General features: G+C 64.4%; 15 protein-coding genes. 8 read left to right on the top strand and 7 right to left on the bottom strand.

Going from position 1 to position 16234, the window contains the following annotated elements; all coding sequences use genetic code 11:
- Positions 1–49: 49 nt before the first annotated feature.
- Positions 50–760, top strand: a complete 711-nt coding sequence (locus RY1_RS11880; RefSeq protein WP_072803790.1) for a DUF2637 domain-containing protein — start codon at positions 50–52, stop codon at positions 758–760.
- A 72-nt stretch (positions 761–832) separates the two neighbouring features.
- Positions 833–1330 carry a DUF427 domain-containing protein gene (locus tag RY1_RS11885; protein ID WP_072803791.1) on the top strand — a complete coding sequence of 166 codons (498 nt, stop codon included), beginning with the start codon at positions 833–835 and terminating at the stop codon, positions 1328–1330.
- Between the two features lies 1 nt (position 1331).
- Here the strand turns inward: RY1_RS11885 and bluB are convergent, their stop codons facing one another.
- The 5 genes from bluB to kstD form a co-directional block, all read right to left on the bottom strand.
- Complete coding sequence (gene bluB, locus RY1_RS11890; protein WP_072803792.1) at positions 1332–1976, bottom strand: 5,6-dimethylbenzimidazole synthase; 645 nt, start codon at positions 1974–1976, stop codon at positions 1332–1334.
- Positions 1973–4228 (bottom strand): putative bifunctional diguanylate cyclase/phosphodiesterase, encoded by a 2256-nt coding sequence (locus tag RY1_RS11895; protein WP_072804015.1) that lies wholly within the window; start codon positions 4226–4228, stop codon positions 1973–1975. Before RY1_RS11895 ends, bluB begins: the two co-directional genes overlap by 4 nt.
- A gap of 111 nt (positions 4229–4339) precedes the next feature.
- A complete protein-coding gene (locus RY1_RS11900; RefSeq protein WP_072803793.1) occupies positions 4340–6061 on the bottom strand; it encodes a cholesterol oxidase substrate-binding domain-containing protein in 1722 nt (573 codons plus the stop codon).
- A gap of 24 nt (positions 6062–6085) precedes the next feature.
- Entirely contained in the window at positions 6086–6943 is an 858-nt protein-coding gene (gene chsH3, locus RY1_RS11905) for an enoyl-CoA hydratase ChsH3 (RefSeq protein WP_072803794.1), read from the bottom strand.
- Positions 6940–8601, bottom strand: a complete 1662-nt coding sequence (gene kstD, locus RY1_RS11910) for a 3-oxosteroid 1-dehydrogenase (RefSeq protein WP_084727386.1) — start codon at positions 8599–8601, stop codon at positions 6940–6942. Before kstD ends, chsH3 begins: the two co-directional genes overlap by 4 nt.
- A 109-nt stretch (positions 8602–8710) precedes the next feature.
- Between kstD and RY1_RS11915 the strand changes: the two genes are divergently transcribed.
- Positions 8711–10342: an FAD-binding protein gene (locus RY1_RS11915; protein ID WP_072803796.1), complete on the top strand. Its 1632-nt coding sequence runs from the start codon at positions 8711–8713 to the stop codon at positions 10340–10342.
- 66 nt (positions 10343–10408) lie between these two features.
- Entirely contained in the window at positions 10409–10999 is a 591-nt protein-coding gene (locus RY1_RS11920) for a TetR/AcrR family transcriptional regulator (protein ID WP_072803797.1), read from the top strand.
- Between the two features lie 3 nt (positions 11000–11002).
- On the opposite strand, the gene RY1_RS11925 is transcribed toward RY1_RS11920, so the two are convergent.
- Positions 11003–11323 carry a hypothetical protein gene (locus tag RY1_RS11925; protein ID WP_072803798.1) on the bottom strand — a complete coding sequence of 107 codons (321 nt, stop codon included), beginning with the start codon at positions 11321–11323 and terminating at the stop codon, positions 11003–11005.
- Positions 11320–12462 carry a 3-ketosteroid-9-alpha-monooxygenase, oxygenase component gene (locus RY1_RS11930; RefSeq protein WP_072803799.1) on the bottom strand — a complete coding sequence of 381 codons (1143 nt, stop codon included), beginning with the start codon at positions 12460–12462 and terminating at the stop codon, positions 11320–11322. Before RY1_RS11930 ends, RY1_RS11925 begins: the two co-directional genes overlap by 4 nt.
- Positions 12463–12629: 167 nt before the next feature.
- Here RY1_RS11930 and hsaA point away from each other — a divergent pair, with 167 nt between their 5' ends.
- Genes hsaA through hsaB form a run of 4 tightly spaced genes read left to right on the top strand, consistent with a single transcriptional unit; the run spans position 12630 to position 16107 of the window.
- A complete protein-coding gene (gene hsaA / locus RY1_RS11935) occupies positions 12630–13778 on the top strand; it encodes a 3-hydroxy-9,10-secoandrosta-1,3,5(10)-triene-9,17-dione monooxygenase oxygenase subunit (protein ID WP_072803800.1) in 1149 nt (382 codons plus the stop codon).
- Positions 13775–14653: a 4,5:9,10-diseco-3-hydroxy-5,9,17-trioxoandrosta-1(10),2-diene-4-oate hydrolase gene (hsaD, locus tag RY1_RS11940; RefSeq protein WP_072803801.1), complete on the top strand. Its 879-nt coding sequence runs from the start codon at positions 13775–13777 to the stop codon at positions 14651–14653. The genes hsaA and hsaD overlap by 4 nt, the downstream gene beginning before the upstream one ends.
- A 3-nt stretch (positions 14654–14656) precedes the next feature.
- Positions 14657–15556: an iron-dependent extradiol dioxygenase HsaC gene (gene hsaC, locus RY1_RS11945; protein ID WP_072803802.1), complete on the top strand. Its 900-nt coding sequence runs from the start codon at positions 14657–14659 to the stop codon at positions 15554–15556.
- Positions 15556–16107 (top strand): 3-hydroxy-9,10-secoandrosta-1,3,5(10)-triene-9,17-dione monooxygenase reductase subunit, encoded by a 552-nt coding sequence (hsaB, locus tag RY1_RS11950; protein WP_169914663.1) that lies wholly within the window; start codon positions 15556–15558, stop codon positions 16105–16107. Before hsaC ends, hsaB begins: the two co-directional genes overlap by 1 nt.
- Positions 16108–16234 lie beyond the last annotated feature (127 nt).

Below are 16234 nucleotides of genomic sequence, written 5' to 3' on the forward strand. Positions count from 1 at the left end.
TCTTCGCGGCATCCGTACCTGTCGGTGGGGTCCTGCATGATGTCGTCTCATGAACAAGGTCCTACGTGCGACGCTCGTCAGCGCGGTCGTCATCACCACGGTCATCGGTATCGCATCGTTCGTGCTGAGTTTCGCAGCGCTGTGGGATCTGGCGACCATGGCGGGCGTCCCGAGGAATCTGTCGTGGTTGTGGCCCGTCATCGTCGACGGCACCATCTTGCAGGCCACCATCTCGGTCATCGCGCTTGCCGGTTTCGAGGACCAGCGCAGCGGTAGGCGCTTCTTCTGGTGGGTGCTCGTCATCGCCGCGTTGGTGAGTATCGGAGCAAATGCGATGCACGCCTTCATCTCTCATACCGGTACCCTGCACCCGGCGTTGTCCGCCGCGATCGCGACGGTTGCTCCGGTGAGTCTGCTTGCTGCAACGCACGGCCTGGGAATCCTGGTGCGAATACCGGCCCGGACGGCGGACTCCGCGCCCGACCCGGTACCACTGGAACAGCCGATAACAGGGGGACAGCCGATATCAGGGGAACAACCGTCGGCATCGGAGCAGACCGACGTGGAGCCGTTGTCCTGGAACCACTTCCGATCGATCGACACCGCCGCTGCTGCAGCCGCTCCGGTGACCCCGAAGGCGCAGGCGTATGTACCGACTGTCGGGCACGCCGAGCCGGTCGCCGAACCGCTCGAAGACGTGGACCGCTGGATTCTCGACGAGGATCGAGCCGACGATCTGTACCCCGTCGATGCTCCCTGACGGCTCGGCCCTGTCCGCGGCTGTCGCGCCGGGACCACGGCGCTCCGGCGCCGAGAGTGGCACTATCGAGTGATGAGTACGGTGAGCCCCGAGGTTCCGGGGCCGGGGCAGGAATCGGTGTGGGACTATCCGAGGCCACCCCGGCTCGAACATTCGAATCGCCTGATCACGGTACGTTTTCGCGGCGCACTCGTCGCCGAGACGCGTGATGCATGGCGGGTACTGGAGACCAGTCATCCGCCGACCTGGTACGTCCCGCGGGACGATGTCGCACCGAGTGCACTGTCACCTTCGGCCGCTGCCGCTACGCATTGCGAGTGGAAGGGCGCGGCCACGTACTGGGACGTGCACGGTGAGGGCGAGGTGAGCGCGGGCGCCGCGTGGAGCTACGAGGATCCCACCGCAGCGTTCCTGCCGATCACCGGGCATCTTGCCTTCTCGCCGAGCCGCCTCGAATGCGAGGTCGACGGCGAACCGGTGACTCCGCAGGAGGGCGGGTTCTACGAGGGCTGGATCACCAGCGATGTAGTCGGGCCGTTCAAGGGCGTTCCCGGTAGCTGGGGGTGGTGAGTCAGTCGCGCCGACCGAACTTTTCGTGGTGAATGGCCTCGGACAGGTCTCGTCGGCTTCTCCAGCCGAACCGCTCGAGGTCGGGGGTGCGCTGGAATTCGGTGACGGGCCCGATGCACAGCCATGCGATAGGCCGGACGGGCCAGGGGATGTCGAGCAGATCGGTGAGGTAGGCCTCGTCGTAGAACGACACCCACCCGACTCCGATCGATTCGGTGACCGCTGCGAGCCACAGATTTTCGATCGCCAGAACGGCGGAGAAGAGGCCGGTGTCGTCGACGGTCGCACGTCCGAGGATGTGCTCTCCGCCGCGCGCCGGGTCGTACGTCACGACCACTCCGGTGCCGCTGGTCTCGATGCCTTCGATGCGGATCGGGTCGAAGGTGTCCTTTCGATCCGAGGGCAGTGAATCGGCGAAGGCTTCTCGCTGCTGCTCGACGTGCCGCGCGAACGCGCCGAGGGTCTCGGGAGATCGGACGACGACAAAATCCCACGGCTGTGTGTTTCCGACACTCGGCGCGTGGTGTGCTGCGGTCAGAATGCGCTGCAGCACAGCATCATCGACGCATTCGCCGCTGAATTCTGCGCGAACGTCTCGCCGTGACTCGATCGCGGCGTACAGGGACATCTTCTGGTTGTCGATCATCGGCGGGTAGCGACGTCCTTCAGCTCGGAGTTCAGGGCGGCCACGGAGGCAGGGATTCGGTGACCGGGAACGGGACGTCCGAGATAGTAACCCTGCGCGGTGGTGCAGGACAGCCTGCGCAGCTCGAGCAGAGTCTCGATGTCCTCGACGCCTTCTGCCGTGACGGTGAGGCCGAGGGTCCGAGCCAGGTCGATGGTCGACTGCACGATGACCCGGTGCGTCTGTGTGGTGAGCATGTGAGCCACGAACGTCTTGTCGATCTTCAGCTGCTGGACCGGTAATCGCTGCAGGTAGGACAACGAGCTGTATCCGGTCCCGTAGTCGTCGACCGCCAGAGTGATGCCGAGTTCGCGGAGTTGGCGCATCGATTCGATCGCAACGAGTGGATTTGCGATCGCTGCCGTCTCGGTGATCTCGAGTGTGAGTATCTCCGGGTGGGCTCCGACGGCGGCCAGTGAACGCCTGATTTGTCCGACGATGGTGGTGTCGATCAGATTTCGTGTCGAGACGTTGACGGACATGGCGAGTTCGAGACCATCGCGGCTCCACAACTGTCGTTGAGCCAGTGCCTCGGTCAGCACGAAGTCGGTGAGAGGTCGGATCAGACCGGTGCGTTCTGCCATCGGAAGGAAGAGGTCGGGTTCGATCGTTCCTCTGTCCGGGTGGTTCCACCGAAGGAGGGCCTCGACGCTCGTCGCCTCCATGGTGGCCAGGTCGACCTGAAGTTGGTAGTACACCTCGAGCTGGTGTGTGTCGATTGCCGTGGTGAGCTCGCTCAACAGCAGGAGTTGGCGGCTGTTGTCTCGGTCCATCGACGCGTCGTACAGGGCGATGCGAGGTTGCACCGCCTTGGCCGAATGCACGGCGAGCCCGGCATGTCGAATCAGAACGTCGGATCGGTCGTCGAGGCTCTGCGCGCACGCCACTCCCACGCTGGCTTCGACGAGCAGTGTGGATTTACGGACGGTGATGGGTCTTCGCAGCGTGGCGTGCATCTCGTGCGCGACGGTCATCGCGTCCGTCATCTCTGCCCGGAGCGCGACGGCGAATTCGTCCGCGCCGATGCGTCCCACTGCTCCTCGGCGTCCGATCACGGCGCCGAGTCGGTCGGCCACGACGCACAGAACCTCGTCACCGATCTCGCGACCGAACGTGTCGTTGATCTCCTGGAATCGGTCGATATCGAGCAGAAGCAGGGCCAGTGGCAGTGCAGGGGCACTCGGCGACTCCATCCACGACTGCAGTCCGTGTCGGTTGTACTTGCCGGTCAGGGTGTCGGTCGTGGCGACTGTCCGCAGCGATTCGGTCTGGTCGTGCAGCAGTCGCAGCAGCTCGGCGACTCGCACGAACACCAGACACACCAGCACGGTTGCGCACACCACGACACCCCACCCCCACTGGTGCACGGGCGCACCGCGGACGAGGAGGATTCCCATGACTGCAGGTGCGGTCAGCGTCGCCAACGTCAACACGATGACCGTCGGGGTGCTGAACGACGCCACCAGATGGATGGCGCTGCCGCTCCTGGGCGCCGGGCGAGCAAGAGCCCGCATGGACGGGTGGAGTGCGGCGGTGCCGGCGAGAACGTAGTACGCGATGTAGCCGAGGTCGAGCGCGGTGCGCGAGGTCTCCGACAGCGACGTCACGGCGACGTTCGATGCGGTATCGGCCACCAGGACAGCCACCGTGGCAGCGGTCAGCAGCCGGAACGACGCGCTCTGCCATTGGACGGCACCGACGAAGTGCACGAGCAATCCGAGTAGATACAGGTCCATGGCCGCGTAGACCACGCCGAGGATTCCCGCCGTCGTCGAGATGTTCACGGCCTCGACGTCGACGACGAACACCCACATCAGCAGACCGAACGCGATCATGACGATCGCGCTGTTGGCTACGTGGCCCAGCTCGCCGCGTCGCCATCCTCTGTGTACGAGCAGGTACAGCCCGGCTGCCATGACGGGGTAGCCGAGGAGATAGATGCCATCTGCTGCCGAGGGCAACGGAACGACCCCGGTCGTGTGGCCGATCCAGAGGAATGCGGCGTCACCGAGCACCCACAGGCCGGAGCCCGCCGCGATGAGCCACCACGCCTGCGCCGACGCAGGCCGGTTCGCCCGGATCCCGATGGCCATCGCGACCAGGGAGGATGCGCCGATGGCGACGAAGATCGATTCCGACACCACGCCGGCCGGAGCGAAGAAGTACACGGTGCAGGCAAGCGCACCGAACGTCGGATACAGCCACCATTTCACCGGGTGCATCCTTCCGTCCACGTGCTGTCGGTACTCGGTACTCACCCAACCTTCCACACTTGATACTGCAGGTCACTTTCATTGCGCGACGGCGATTCGGCCCACCCTCGCTCACGGCAGAAGACGGTCGATGAACGTGTTGCTGTAGATCCGGTGCGGATCGAGGGAATCGAACGTGGCGCGCGCTGTGTCCCAGTTCTCCGACGCCGGGACGCCCTCGCGGTAGGTATTCGGGAGAGTGTCCTCGATGACCGCGGCGTCCTTGTACGGCAGTTCGGTGCTGAACGCCCAGCCCTTGGACCATTCCGGACGAAAGGTGGCCGTGGTGCCGGTGTAGTGCGAGCGCATCCACTGCTCCATCTCGCGATAGAACGCGAACATCCCGGGTGTCCCCGGTACACCGAGAACATTGAGCCACACCGCCGTGTCCCATTCCGGATGGTCGGGACGTGGACGCATCGCCGATATCGTCGGAGGTCCGGCCGAATCGACCAGAACGTCGGCCGCGGCGTCCATTCCGCAGCATCGGATCTCGACGGGGCCGTTGATGGGAAACTGGCCGATCGACTGGTAGTACGCCACACGCTCGGAGAACCATTGGGTGAAGTCGTGGATCACCTGGGCGACGTCGGCGCGGTTCGTGATCACTGCCCCACCGCCTTCGGTGAGCAGCAGGGTGCTCGGCTTGATGTAGAACTGGAGGTCCTTGGCCCATCCCCACAGATCGGATGAGGCCGTCGCGGCCAGGCCCGCAACCGTCGTGCCGTAGAAGACCTGCCCGAATGCCGGTGCGATGAAGGTGTTTCCAGCGGTCAGCTGCCCGATGAGATCGGACGCGACCTCCGGCAGGTTGTCGGAGAACGCGTAGTTGTACGGACCGGTGACCTCTCTGGCCGTCACAGGTTTGTCGGGGCAGATCGACCAGACCTTGAGCCACGGGTTCTCGGTGAACGGATACCAGATCGCCTCGACGCGGCCGGTGCGGCCGAGGTAGCTCTCGAAGGTGCGGCCGGGTGCTCCTGTGGCGCCGAACATCTCACGCCAACCGATGTCGGTGTAGCTCTGACAGCGCATGCGGCTGTTCGCGCCCGCCTGCATCGTCACCGAGGTGAGGAAGGCGCGGCCGAGATGGGTGAGCAGTGGGGTGATCTCGGGTTCGGATCGGTCGAACGTCCGCAGAGCGTAGGCGCTCCCGTTCCACACCACCGCGGTCAACGACGTGACGAGATTGCTCAGTGATCCGTATGTCGTTCCTGCAACCGGTGTTTCGCCCGCAGCGGGAATCGCGGCGCCGTGGGCGTCCACGGCGAGTGCGCCCGCGACGGACAACACTCCAGGGGCAGGAACACTGACCCAGCCGAGTCCGTTGTCCTCGAGTTGCGCAAGCATCGCTTCGATGGTTGCGCCTGCGCCTGCCGTGACGGTAGAGGTCGACGGATCCACGCTGATGCCGTTCAGGTGGACCATGGTGTCGACGAGTACGACACGGTCGATGTTCTCGCCGTTGACGATCGTCAACGGCGTCCACCCGTGCATCGCGCCGCGGGGACGGATGCGATACGAGTTCTCGTGTGCCCAGTTCGCCAGCCGGACGACGTCATCGGGTGTCACCGGTGAGCACGTCCAGATGGCGTCGAGGATGATCTCCTTCGACCAATTCTGATACCGCTGCTGATACAGCGGGATGCCGGCGGGGAAGTTCGGTGGTGCCGGGATCGTGGTGTCGGAACTGCCGAACGGCGCAGCGCCCGCAGGCACCGGGCGCAGCACCGAGGTGACTGCCAGTGCGCCTGCGCCTGCGGCGATGAACTGACGACGATTGAGCTCGGGCATGGTTTGTCGGTCCGATCGGTCGATTCAACGGGTGGTCAGTACTACGTCGGCAAGTGCGGGGGCGTCGTGTCGGTCGCGGACGAAGACACCGACGACGAGTCGGTCGTCCTCGGCCCAGATGCGGCAGAGCAAACTCTCACCCGGATAGACGACTCCGGCGAACCGGGCTTCGAAGCTCCGAACGGACTCGACGTCGCCGTCCAACATAGTGTCGGTGACGGCCTTGCAGACCATCCCATAGGTGCACAACCCGTGCTGAATCGGTGCGGAAAACCCTGCAGAGGTTGCGAACTCGGGGTCCGAATGCAACGGATTGCGGTCTCCGCACATGCGGTACAGCAGGGCCTGCTGCGGCAGAAGAGCGATGGTCGTCTCGGCGTCGGCCGGCCGTTCGGGCAGTGGAACTCTCGTCGTTTGTCCGCGTTCGCCGCCGAATCCGCCTTCGCCGCGCGCGAACATCGACGACCGAGTCCGCCACAGTTCGGTACCGTCCGGTGCGGTCGTTCTCGACTCCTGGACGATGACCGCGGCGTTGCCCTTGTCCCAGACGTCGGTGATCCACGTGATCGTGCGAGCCCGTCCCGCGGGGGGTATCGGGCTCGACACCGTGACCTGCTGGGTGCCGTGCACCACCTTCGCCAGGTCGATGTCGACGCCGGGGAACTGCACTCGCGGGGCCTCGGTCGCGTGAAACGTGGGCGCGACGGTCGCGAACGTCGGAAGCACGACGGGCTCGGTGTCGTCGAGGTAGCGCAGTTCCCGGGGATTGCTCGGCTCACCGCCCGCGCCGAGTGCCAGGTTGTAGGTCTGGACGTCGCGCGGGGTCCACTCGAACTCCTGCGCGGCGAGCTCGGCGCCGATCGCAGCCGACGGATCTATCACCGCAGTGCCCTGCTCGCCATGTCGAGGACTGCGAGGTATCCGAACGTCATGGCCGGACCGATGGTCGCTCCGGGGCCCGCGTACGTGTGGCCCATCACCGGGGCGCTGGCGTTGCCGACGGCGTACAACCCGTCGACGACGCTTCCGTCCTGCCGCAGTACGCGGGCATCGGCGTCGGTGACGAGCCCGCCCTTGGTTCCGAGATCGCCGGGCACCATCTTGACCGCGTAGTAGGGCGGCTTGTCCAGTACACCGAGGCTCGGGTTGGGCTTGTTGGTCGGATCGCCGTAGTACTTGTCGTACCCACTGTTGCCGCGGCCGAAGTCCTCGTCGACTCCGCTGCGCGCAAAACCGTTGAACCGCTGCACGGTTGCGGTCAGCTCGGCGACGGGGAGGCCGGTCTTCTCGGCCAGTTCGGAGATGGTCTCGGCCTTGACGACCACTCCAGCTTTCATCCAGCGCGACGGGAACGGCTTCTTGGGTTGCAGCCCGGCGAAGATGTAACGGTCGCGGTAGCGCTGGTCGATGATCATCCACGTCGGAATGTTCTCCCCGGGGCCGTCGCCGATTCCGTATTCGCCGCCGTACATTCGGTGCACCGCTTCGACATACGGCGCTGCCTCGTTGAGAAACCGCCTGCCCGACGCGTTGACCATGATTCCGCCGGGCAGTGTGCGCTCGGCTATGCAGAACCATGGGCCACCGGTCAGTGGGATGGAGGGACCCCACCAGGCATCGTCCATCAGATCCACTGCGGCGCCGAGCTTCTGGCCAGCAAGGATCCCGTCGCCGGTGTTGGCCTTCGCACCGACAGTCCAGCCCGTCCCGATCGGTTCGCGCTGGTACTTCTTGCGCATCTCCTCGTTGTGTTCGAATCCGCCGGAGGCGACCACGACACCGAGTTCGGCTCGAAAGATTCCGCGGTCGGTGTGTACGCCTCGAACCCTTCCGTCCTCGATCAGGAGGTCGACCATCGGTGTATCGAGCAGGACGGGCACTCCTGCGTCGAGCAGCCCCGCGCGCAGTGCCGCGGCGAGGGCCTGACCGCGTCCCAGCAGGTGTTTTCCGGTGAGTTTTGCTGCCATCCAGCGCATTCCGACGCGCAGCACCCGCGCAAGACCGCTCGGGTGGCGCCGCAGCAAATTGATGGTGCGGTAGTCCGCCTGCGTCAGCACGACGTTCAGTGGCGCCTTGCCGTAATCGGGTTCCAGATTGTCGATCTCCGGGCCCAGGCACGACGCGTCGAACGGGGTCGGTTCGACCGAGCGTCCGCCGACCCTGCCGCCAGGCGCCTCGGGGTAGTAATCCGAATATCCGGGCACCCACTGCATCTTCAACGGCGAGTGTCGCAGAACGAAACTCAGCATCTCCGGCCCACGTTCGAGGTAGGTGTCGATTCGTTCCTTCGTGACGACGTCGCCGATGATCGAGTGTAGATACTCTCGTGCGGCCTCCGGGGTGTCGTCGACGCCGTCGGACTCCAGTGCCTCGTTGCCTGGGATCCACACTCCACCGCCGGAACGTGCCGTCGAACCACCGTAGTGGGGTGCCTTTTCCAGTACGACGACGCTCAGTCCTCGGTGTGCCGCGGTGAGTGCGGCCGTCATGCCGCCTGCACCGCTGCCGACGACGACGATGTCGTAATCCTGCTCGCTCATGTAGAACACGTTATAGAATGATATGGCCGTCAGTCCATGCTTTCTGCCAGGAAGAATCGACGAGAAGTCATCGAATAACCAAAACACGTTCCATTTTTGTTCGGGAGGAATGCCAGTGACCTGGGATCTGCATGCCGACGTCGTGGTCGTCGGGTTCGGGGCGGCCGGAGCGGCCGCGGCGATCGAGGCCGCCGAAGCCGGCGCACAGGTGATAGCGCTCGACCGGTACTCCGGTGGTGGGGCAAGCGTCATGTCGGGCGGAGTCGTGTACGCGGGAGGGGGCACGTCGGTACAGCGGGAGGCGGGCGTCGTGGACTCGGTCGACGACATGTACGGCTACTTGAGCGAGGAGGTCGGCGACGCCGTCTCCGCCGAGACGTTGCGACGGTTCTGTGAGGGCGCCGCCGCAATGATCGACTGGCTCTCGGCGCACGGGGTGCCGTTCGAGGCGAGCCTGTGCCCGTACAAGACGTCGTATCCGAGCAATCGTCATTACCTCTACTACTCGGGCAGCGAGGCCGCAGGGGCATTTCGCGACGTCGCCAGGCCTGCGCCGCGGGGGCACCGGGCGAAGGGGAAGGGCACCTCGGGCAAGATGCTCTACGGTCCGCTCGCTGCGTCGGCGAAGAACGCAGGCGTGCATGTGCTTTCGCAGACACGGGCGTACTCGCTCGTGGTGGAGGGCGGCCGGGTGCGCGGTGTCGAATGCCATAGTCTGATGAACGCACCGGCGCACGTCAGGCGCCGGCATCGTCGGCTGGGCCTGCTGTCCGCCAAGCCGGGTGTCTACGCCCCTCGATTTCGGTACATGCTCGAGCGAAGACTCGCGCGTATCGAGAAGAAGTACAGCCGGACCGTGCGCATCGAAGCCAGGCGAGGCGTCGTGCTCAGTGCAGGCGGATTCGTCGCCGATCGCGTCATGATGGCCGAGCACGCGCCCGAGTACACCGGCGGAATCGCACTCGGAACCGCGGGCGACGACGGCAGCGGTATCACTCTCGGCACCGATGTCGGTGCGGCGACGGCGAAGCTGGGCAACATCTCCGCCTGGCGATTCATCGTCCCGCCCGTGCCGTTCCTCGGTGCGCTCCTGGTGAACAGCGCAGGAAAGCGGATGGTCGACGAGTCCAGGTACGGCGCAGCACTCGGACATGCGATCGTGGAGAAGGGAGGCGGGCGGGGGTGGTTGCTCGCCGACGTCGATCTCGCCCGCGACGCCAGAAAGCAACTCCCGCACCAGGCGATGTGGTTCCAGCGCATCCAGAATGCGGGTCTGGTGCGAACTGCGGTACACGGCAACACTGTCGAGGACGTCGCACGGGCCGCGGGAGTCGATCCGGGGGAGCTTCGGGAGACGGTCGAGCGACACAATGCGGCCATCGCGTCGGGAATCGCTGACCCGTTCGGCAAACACGACGATTTTCGACGACCGATCGTGCGGGCACCGTTCACGATGTACGACGCCGGGATTCCGGCAGGCAGCGGGCTCGCGAAGATGATGAATCCGTGCCCGATGATCACGCTCGGAGGTCTCGTCGTGGACGAGGAGACCGGCGGAGTGAAAGATGCAGCGGGCCAGATCATTGCGGGTCTGTTCGCGGCAGGACGCACGGCGGTCGGGCTGTGCTCGAACTCGTACGTCAGCGGGTTGTCGCTTGCGGACTGCATCTTCTCGGGCCGCCGAGCCGGTACCCACGCAGCGAGAGGGACACGGCACGCTGTCGACGCAGACACGATGTGAGCTCGCGAACGTGCGCCGCCTGTAGGGTCGAATGCGGGTTGGGTACGTACAAGGCGGAGTAGCACTGTGACGAACGACGAAGACACGCACGCATCGATCGTGGCGGCTGCAGTGGCCGTCATCGCGGAGACAGGGTACGCGTCGGCGTCGCTGACGACCGTCGCCGAGCGTGCAGACGTTCCCGAGGCCACGGTCGTCGGCCTCTTCGGGAACAAGCCCACGTTGATAGCGATGACGATGGGGTGGATGTACGGCGACCTCGCCCACTACGTCGGTGCCCGCCTCGAAGGTGAGCCCGAAGGCCTGCCGAAGATCCAGGCGTACATCCGAGCGATGAACCGGTACTTCTTCGACAATCCTGGGCACATACGGGTGATGGGCGAGGTGATCGGCAGCGGCGAACTGGTCGGCCCGCCCGGTGACCAACCCGCTACGCGGCGTTGGCAGTCGGTGGCGGACATGCTCGCCGAAGGCCAGAGAAACGGAGTGCTGGGAAAGTTCGACCCACGGGCAGTGGCGATCGTCATCGGCGGAGCCATCGACGGCCTGCTCGTCGAATGGACGACGGACTCGTCGTTCGACCTGATCGCGGCGACCGAGGAGCTTGCCCGAATGGTCTCCGTCCTGACGCGGGATGCCGCGTTCACTCAGGGCTGAGCGCTATTCGGGGACTGTCAGAATTCCTTCCAGAACCGCGTGCTCGATGGAGTCCTGCATACGCGGGCAGGACTCACGCGTCGCAGAACTTCCTGCCTCGCGAAAGACCGGACACGTCTCTGCCGGGCGCGTGGTCCACTGGACGGAAGTCTGCTTGAAGCTGTTCTTGCGCACCAGCACACAGGTTCCGCAGGCCCGGCATTCGACGGGGGCGAGGCGTGAATCCAGGTAGTTGTCCTTGTCCCTGACGGTCTGGGCGTGGATTTCCAGGGCGCGGCCCGGGTCGTCCGCGAAATCGGGAGCCTTCGCCCACTGCAGGGTCATGCGTCGGCTTTCGCGGTGGTCTTCTCGGCTGCCTGTTTGGCCAGGTTCTCCTCCACTTCGTGCTGCCAGGCCTCGTTGGCCTTGGTCGTGTCGACCTCGAATTCGAAGCGGTCCGTCATCTTCTCGGTGACGTCGGCGACGTCGACGTAGAACTGGTCGTACCACCGTCGCAGCTGATACACCGGCCCGTCCTCCTCGCACAGGAGGGGATTGTCGATCTTGGTCTTGTTCTTCCAGATCTCCACGTCCTGCAGGAATCCGACACTGATTCCCTCGGTGAACTTCTCGGCCAGTCTCGTCGCGGTCTTGTCGTCGATACCCTCGGGCTTCTTGACGGTGATGCCCCACTGCAGCACGAACGAATTCTGGTCGATCGGGTAATGGCAGTTGATCAGGACGCTCTGCACCTCGTAGCCACCGTAGATGTTGATCAACGGGTTGATCATGTACGAGGGACCGAAGTACGACGCCTCGGACCTCAGCAGCGTGTCACCGCCGTACTGCGAGGCCATGCCGATGTCCGGTCTGCCCTTGGTGTTGAGGTACTGCGAGGCGATGTGCCCCTCGAAGACGTTCTTGAAATACGTCGGGAACGCATAGTGGATGTAGAAGAAATGGGCCATGTCGACGACGTTGTCGATGATCTCGCGGCAATTCGCACCCTCGATGACCATCGAATTCCACGTCCAGTCGGTCCAGTCGTCGCTGTAGGCCCCGTCGATGCGCGGAATCGTGACGTTCTCCGGTGGCGGGTTGCCTTCGGCGTCGTTCCAGACGAACAACTGCCCGTTGCGGTCCAGGGTCGTCCACGTGCGGGTACGAGCCAACGGCGGTACGCGTCGGGCATAGGGAATCTCGGTGCACTTGCCGTTCGATCCCCATCGCCAATCGTGGAACGGGCACGCGATGGAATCGCCCTTGACCGTGCCCTGGGTCAGATCCCCGCCCATGTGGCGGCAGTACCCGTCGAGCACGACGATCGTGCCCGAGGAATCGGCGAAGACCACGAGCTTGGTTCCGAAGGCGTGTACTGCGTGCGGTTCGCCGTCCGTGTAGGTCTCGGTCAGTCCGAGACAGTGCCAGCCGCGGGCATAGCGGGTCGGTGTCACACCCACGTCGATGTCACGGATTCTGGCCATGTGCACCCCTTACGTATCTCGTCGCTACTAGTAGAACACGTTATAGAATTGGGTGGCTATTCGCTAGTGACAGCGGTGGAACGAGTTCTCGACAGCTAGCGGTAACGTGTTCTAGTCTGACTGGGCAACCACGGAAGGCAGGGGCAGACGAAGTGACTCACGAGGTTATGCACAGGCTCGACGCCTTACTACCCACGCTGCGGGAGCGCGCGCAGGAAACCGAGGACCTCAGGCGGCTGCCCGACGAGACGGTCAAGTCGCTCCAGGAACTCGGATTCTTCCGGCTGCTGCAGCCCGCGCAGTGGGGCGGCTACGAGGAAGATCCGGTGCTGTTCTACTCCGCGGTGAAGAAGATCGCGAGCGCCTGCGGCTCGACCGGGTGGGTCAGCTCGATCATCGGGGTGCACAACTGGCATCTGGCGCTCTTTCCGCAGCAGGCTCAGGAGGACGTCTGGGGGCAGGACACCGACGTCCGAATCTCGTCCTCGTACGCGCCGATGGGCGCGGGAACCGTCGTCGACGGCGGGTATCGCCTCTCCGGGGCATGGCAGTGGTCGTCGGGATGCGATCATGCGAGTTGGGCGATGCTGGGCGGGCCCGTGATCAAGGACGGACGCCCGGTCGATTTCGTGACGTTCCTCGTGCCGCGGGAGGACTACCGCATCGACGACGTGTGGAATGTCGTCGGGCTGAGGGGGACCGGCAGCAACACCGTGGTGGTCGAGGACAAGTTCGTTCCGACGCACCATGTCCTGAGCTTCAAGAAGATGAACGATCACACCGCCGAAGGGCTGGAGCGCAATACCGCTCCCGTGTACAGGATGCCCTGGGGCACAATTCATCCCACGACCATATCGGCGCCGATCGTCGGTATGGCCGAGGGCGCGTACGCCGCGCACGTGGAACATCAGGGCAAGCGTGTGCGTAAGGCGTTCGTCGGGGAGACGGGCAAGGACGACCCGTTTGCCAAGGTCCGCATCGCGGAGGCGAGCAGCGATATCGATGCGGCGTGGCGGCAGCTCTCGGGCAATGTCGCCGACGAGTACGCACTGTTGAAGGCGGGCGAGGAAGTTCCGATAGAACTGCGACTGCGTGCCCGACGCGATCAAGTGCGTGCGACGGGAAGATCCGTCGCCTCCATCGATCTGTTGTTCGAGAGTGCAGGTGCGACGGCATTGCAGAACGAGACTCCGCTGCAACGCTTCTGGCGCGATGCGCATGCCGGACGGGTTCATGCTGCCAACGATCCCGAGCGCGCCTATCAGATGTTCGGCGGCGGAGAGTTCGGTCTCCCGTTGAAGGACACGATGGTATGACCGCGGTGGCGCAGGAGATCACGTACGAGTCCACGTCGAAGTTCGCTCGCGTTCGCGAAGACCTGACGTTGCATTATCACGAGGCGGGCGTCGGCAACGACACGACGATCGTGTTGTTGCACGGAGGTGGCCCAGGGGCATCCGGTTGGTCCAACTTCGCGGCGAACATTCCCGTTCTGGCACAGCGGTTTCACGTTCTGTGTGTGGATCAGCCGGGGTTCGGGAAGTCCGACAAGCCGACCCGGCATCCGCAGTACTTCGTGCACAGCAGCTCGGCATTGAACGATCTACTCGACCATCTCGGTATCGAGAAGGTGCATCTACTCGGCAACTCGCTCGGCGGCGGCACGGCCGTGCGTTTTGCGCTCGACTATCCGAAGAGGGCAAACAGGTTGGTGCTCATGGGTCCCGGAGGGTTGAGCATCAACCTGTTTGCGCCCGACCCGACCGAGGGCGTCAAGAACCTCGGTAACTTCGCGGCACCACCGGGCCCGTCGAAGGAGAAGTTGGCGGCTTTCCTGAAGGTGATGGTCTACGACCAGTCGATCATCACCGAGGAGCTGCTCGATCAACGGTACGAGCAGGCGTCGACGCCGGAGTCCGTTGCGGCGATGAAGGCGATGGGAAAGTCCTTCGCCGGCGCCGATTTCGAGAAGGGAATGCTGTGGCGCGAGGCGTACAGGCTCCGTCAACGTGTGCTGTTGATCTGGGGTCGTGAGGACCGCGTCAATCCGATCGACGGCGCGTTGGTGGCGCTCAAGACCATCCCGCGTGCGCAGTTGCACGTCTTCGGGCAGTGCGGGCACTGGGCTCAGGTCGAGAAAGCCGACGAGTTCAATCGTCTGACCGCCGCATTCCTGACCGAGGGGAGCTGAATCATGGGAATCAGATCACTCGCGTACATGCGCGTCGAAGCAACCGACATGGGTGCGTGGCGCGAATACGGCCTGAAAGTGCTCGGCATGGTCGAGGGAAAAGGCGCAACGCCGGGGGCGCTGTACCTACGGATGGACGATTTCCCCGCACGCCTCGTCATCGTGCCGGGGGAGAAGGACAGGCTGCTGGTCTCGGGCTGGGAGACGGCGAACGCTGCAGAGTTGCAGGAGATCCGAACAGCGTTGGACAACGCAGGTGTGCCGTACAAGGAAGGCACCGCCGAGCAGGTGCAGGACCGCCGCGTGGATGAAATGATCGTGTTCGAGGACCCGTCGGGCAACACGCTCGAGGCGTTTCACGGTGCGGCACTGGAACACCGGCGCGTCGTCAGTCCGTACGGGCACCGGTTCGTCACCGGTGAGCAGGGGCTCGGACATGTGGTGCTCTCCACCGACGACGACCAGGCATCACTGCAGTTCTATCGCGACGTTCTCGGTTTCAAACTCCGCGACTCGATGCGTCTGCCACCGCAGATGATGGGCAGACCGGCCGACGGCCCGCCCGCATGGCTGCGGTTCTTCGGGTGCAATCCGCGCCATCACAGTCTGGCGTTCCTGCCGATGCCGACGCCGACCGGCATCGTCCACTTGATGATCGAGGTGGAGAACTCCGACGACGTCGGCTTGGGACTCGACCGTGCGCTGCGCAGGAAGGTGCCGATGTCGGCGACCCTCGGCCGACACGTCAACGATCTGATGCTCTCGTTCTACATGAAGACACCGGGCGGCTTCGATATCGAGTTCGGCTGCGAGGGAAGGCAGGTCGAGGACGACAACTGGGTGGCGCGCGAGAGTACCGCAGTCAGTCTGTGGGGGCACGACTTCACGGTGGGAACGAAGTAGTGACGCTCGATCCTCGCGTGTTCAGGACTGTCCTCGGGCAATTCTGCACCGGGATCACGATCGTGACGACGGTTCTCGACGGAAAACCGATCGGTTTCGCCTGCCAGTCCTTCGCTGCGCTGTCCCTCGACCCGCCGCTGGTGCTGTTCTGTCCGAGCAAGGGCTCCAGGTCGTGGGCGGCCATCGAACACTCGGGCGTCTTCGCCGTCAACGTACTCGGTGAGGAGCAACAGCAGACGTGCGCGCGCTTCGGATCCCGCGAGGCGGACAAGTTCGCCGGAATCGGTTGGGAGCCGTCGAAGCTGGGCTCGCCGATCCTGGCGGGATCGCTCGCGCATGTCGACTGCACGGTCGAGAGTGTGCACGACGGAGGCGATCACGTCGTCGTCATAGGAAGGGTTCACTCGCTCGGCGAGATCACCGGCGAGCGCCCACTGCTGTTCTACCGGGGGCAGTACACCGGCATCGAGCCGGACAAGACCGTCCCTGCGCCCTGGCGCGACGATCTGGAGGCGTTCCTGACGGCGACGTCGGCCGATACCTGGTTGTGAGTACGGCACCGATTGCCCTTCAGGACTCGACACTCGGATTTCGGATTCGACGGAGATAGGACTCCGCGACGGTTGTTCGACGTGATATGAGTTGGTCGAAGGCACATTCACTTCGATCGAAGAGGGC

This window comes from Rhodococcus yunnanensis NBRC 103083 (assembly GCF_001895005.1).
GTDB lineage: Bacteria > Actinomycetota > Actinomycetes > Mycobacteriales > Mycobacteriaceae > Rhodococcoides > Rhodococcoides yunnanense.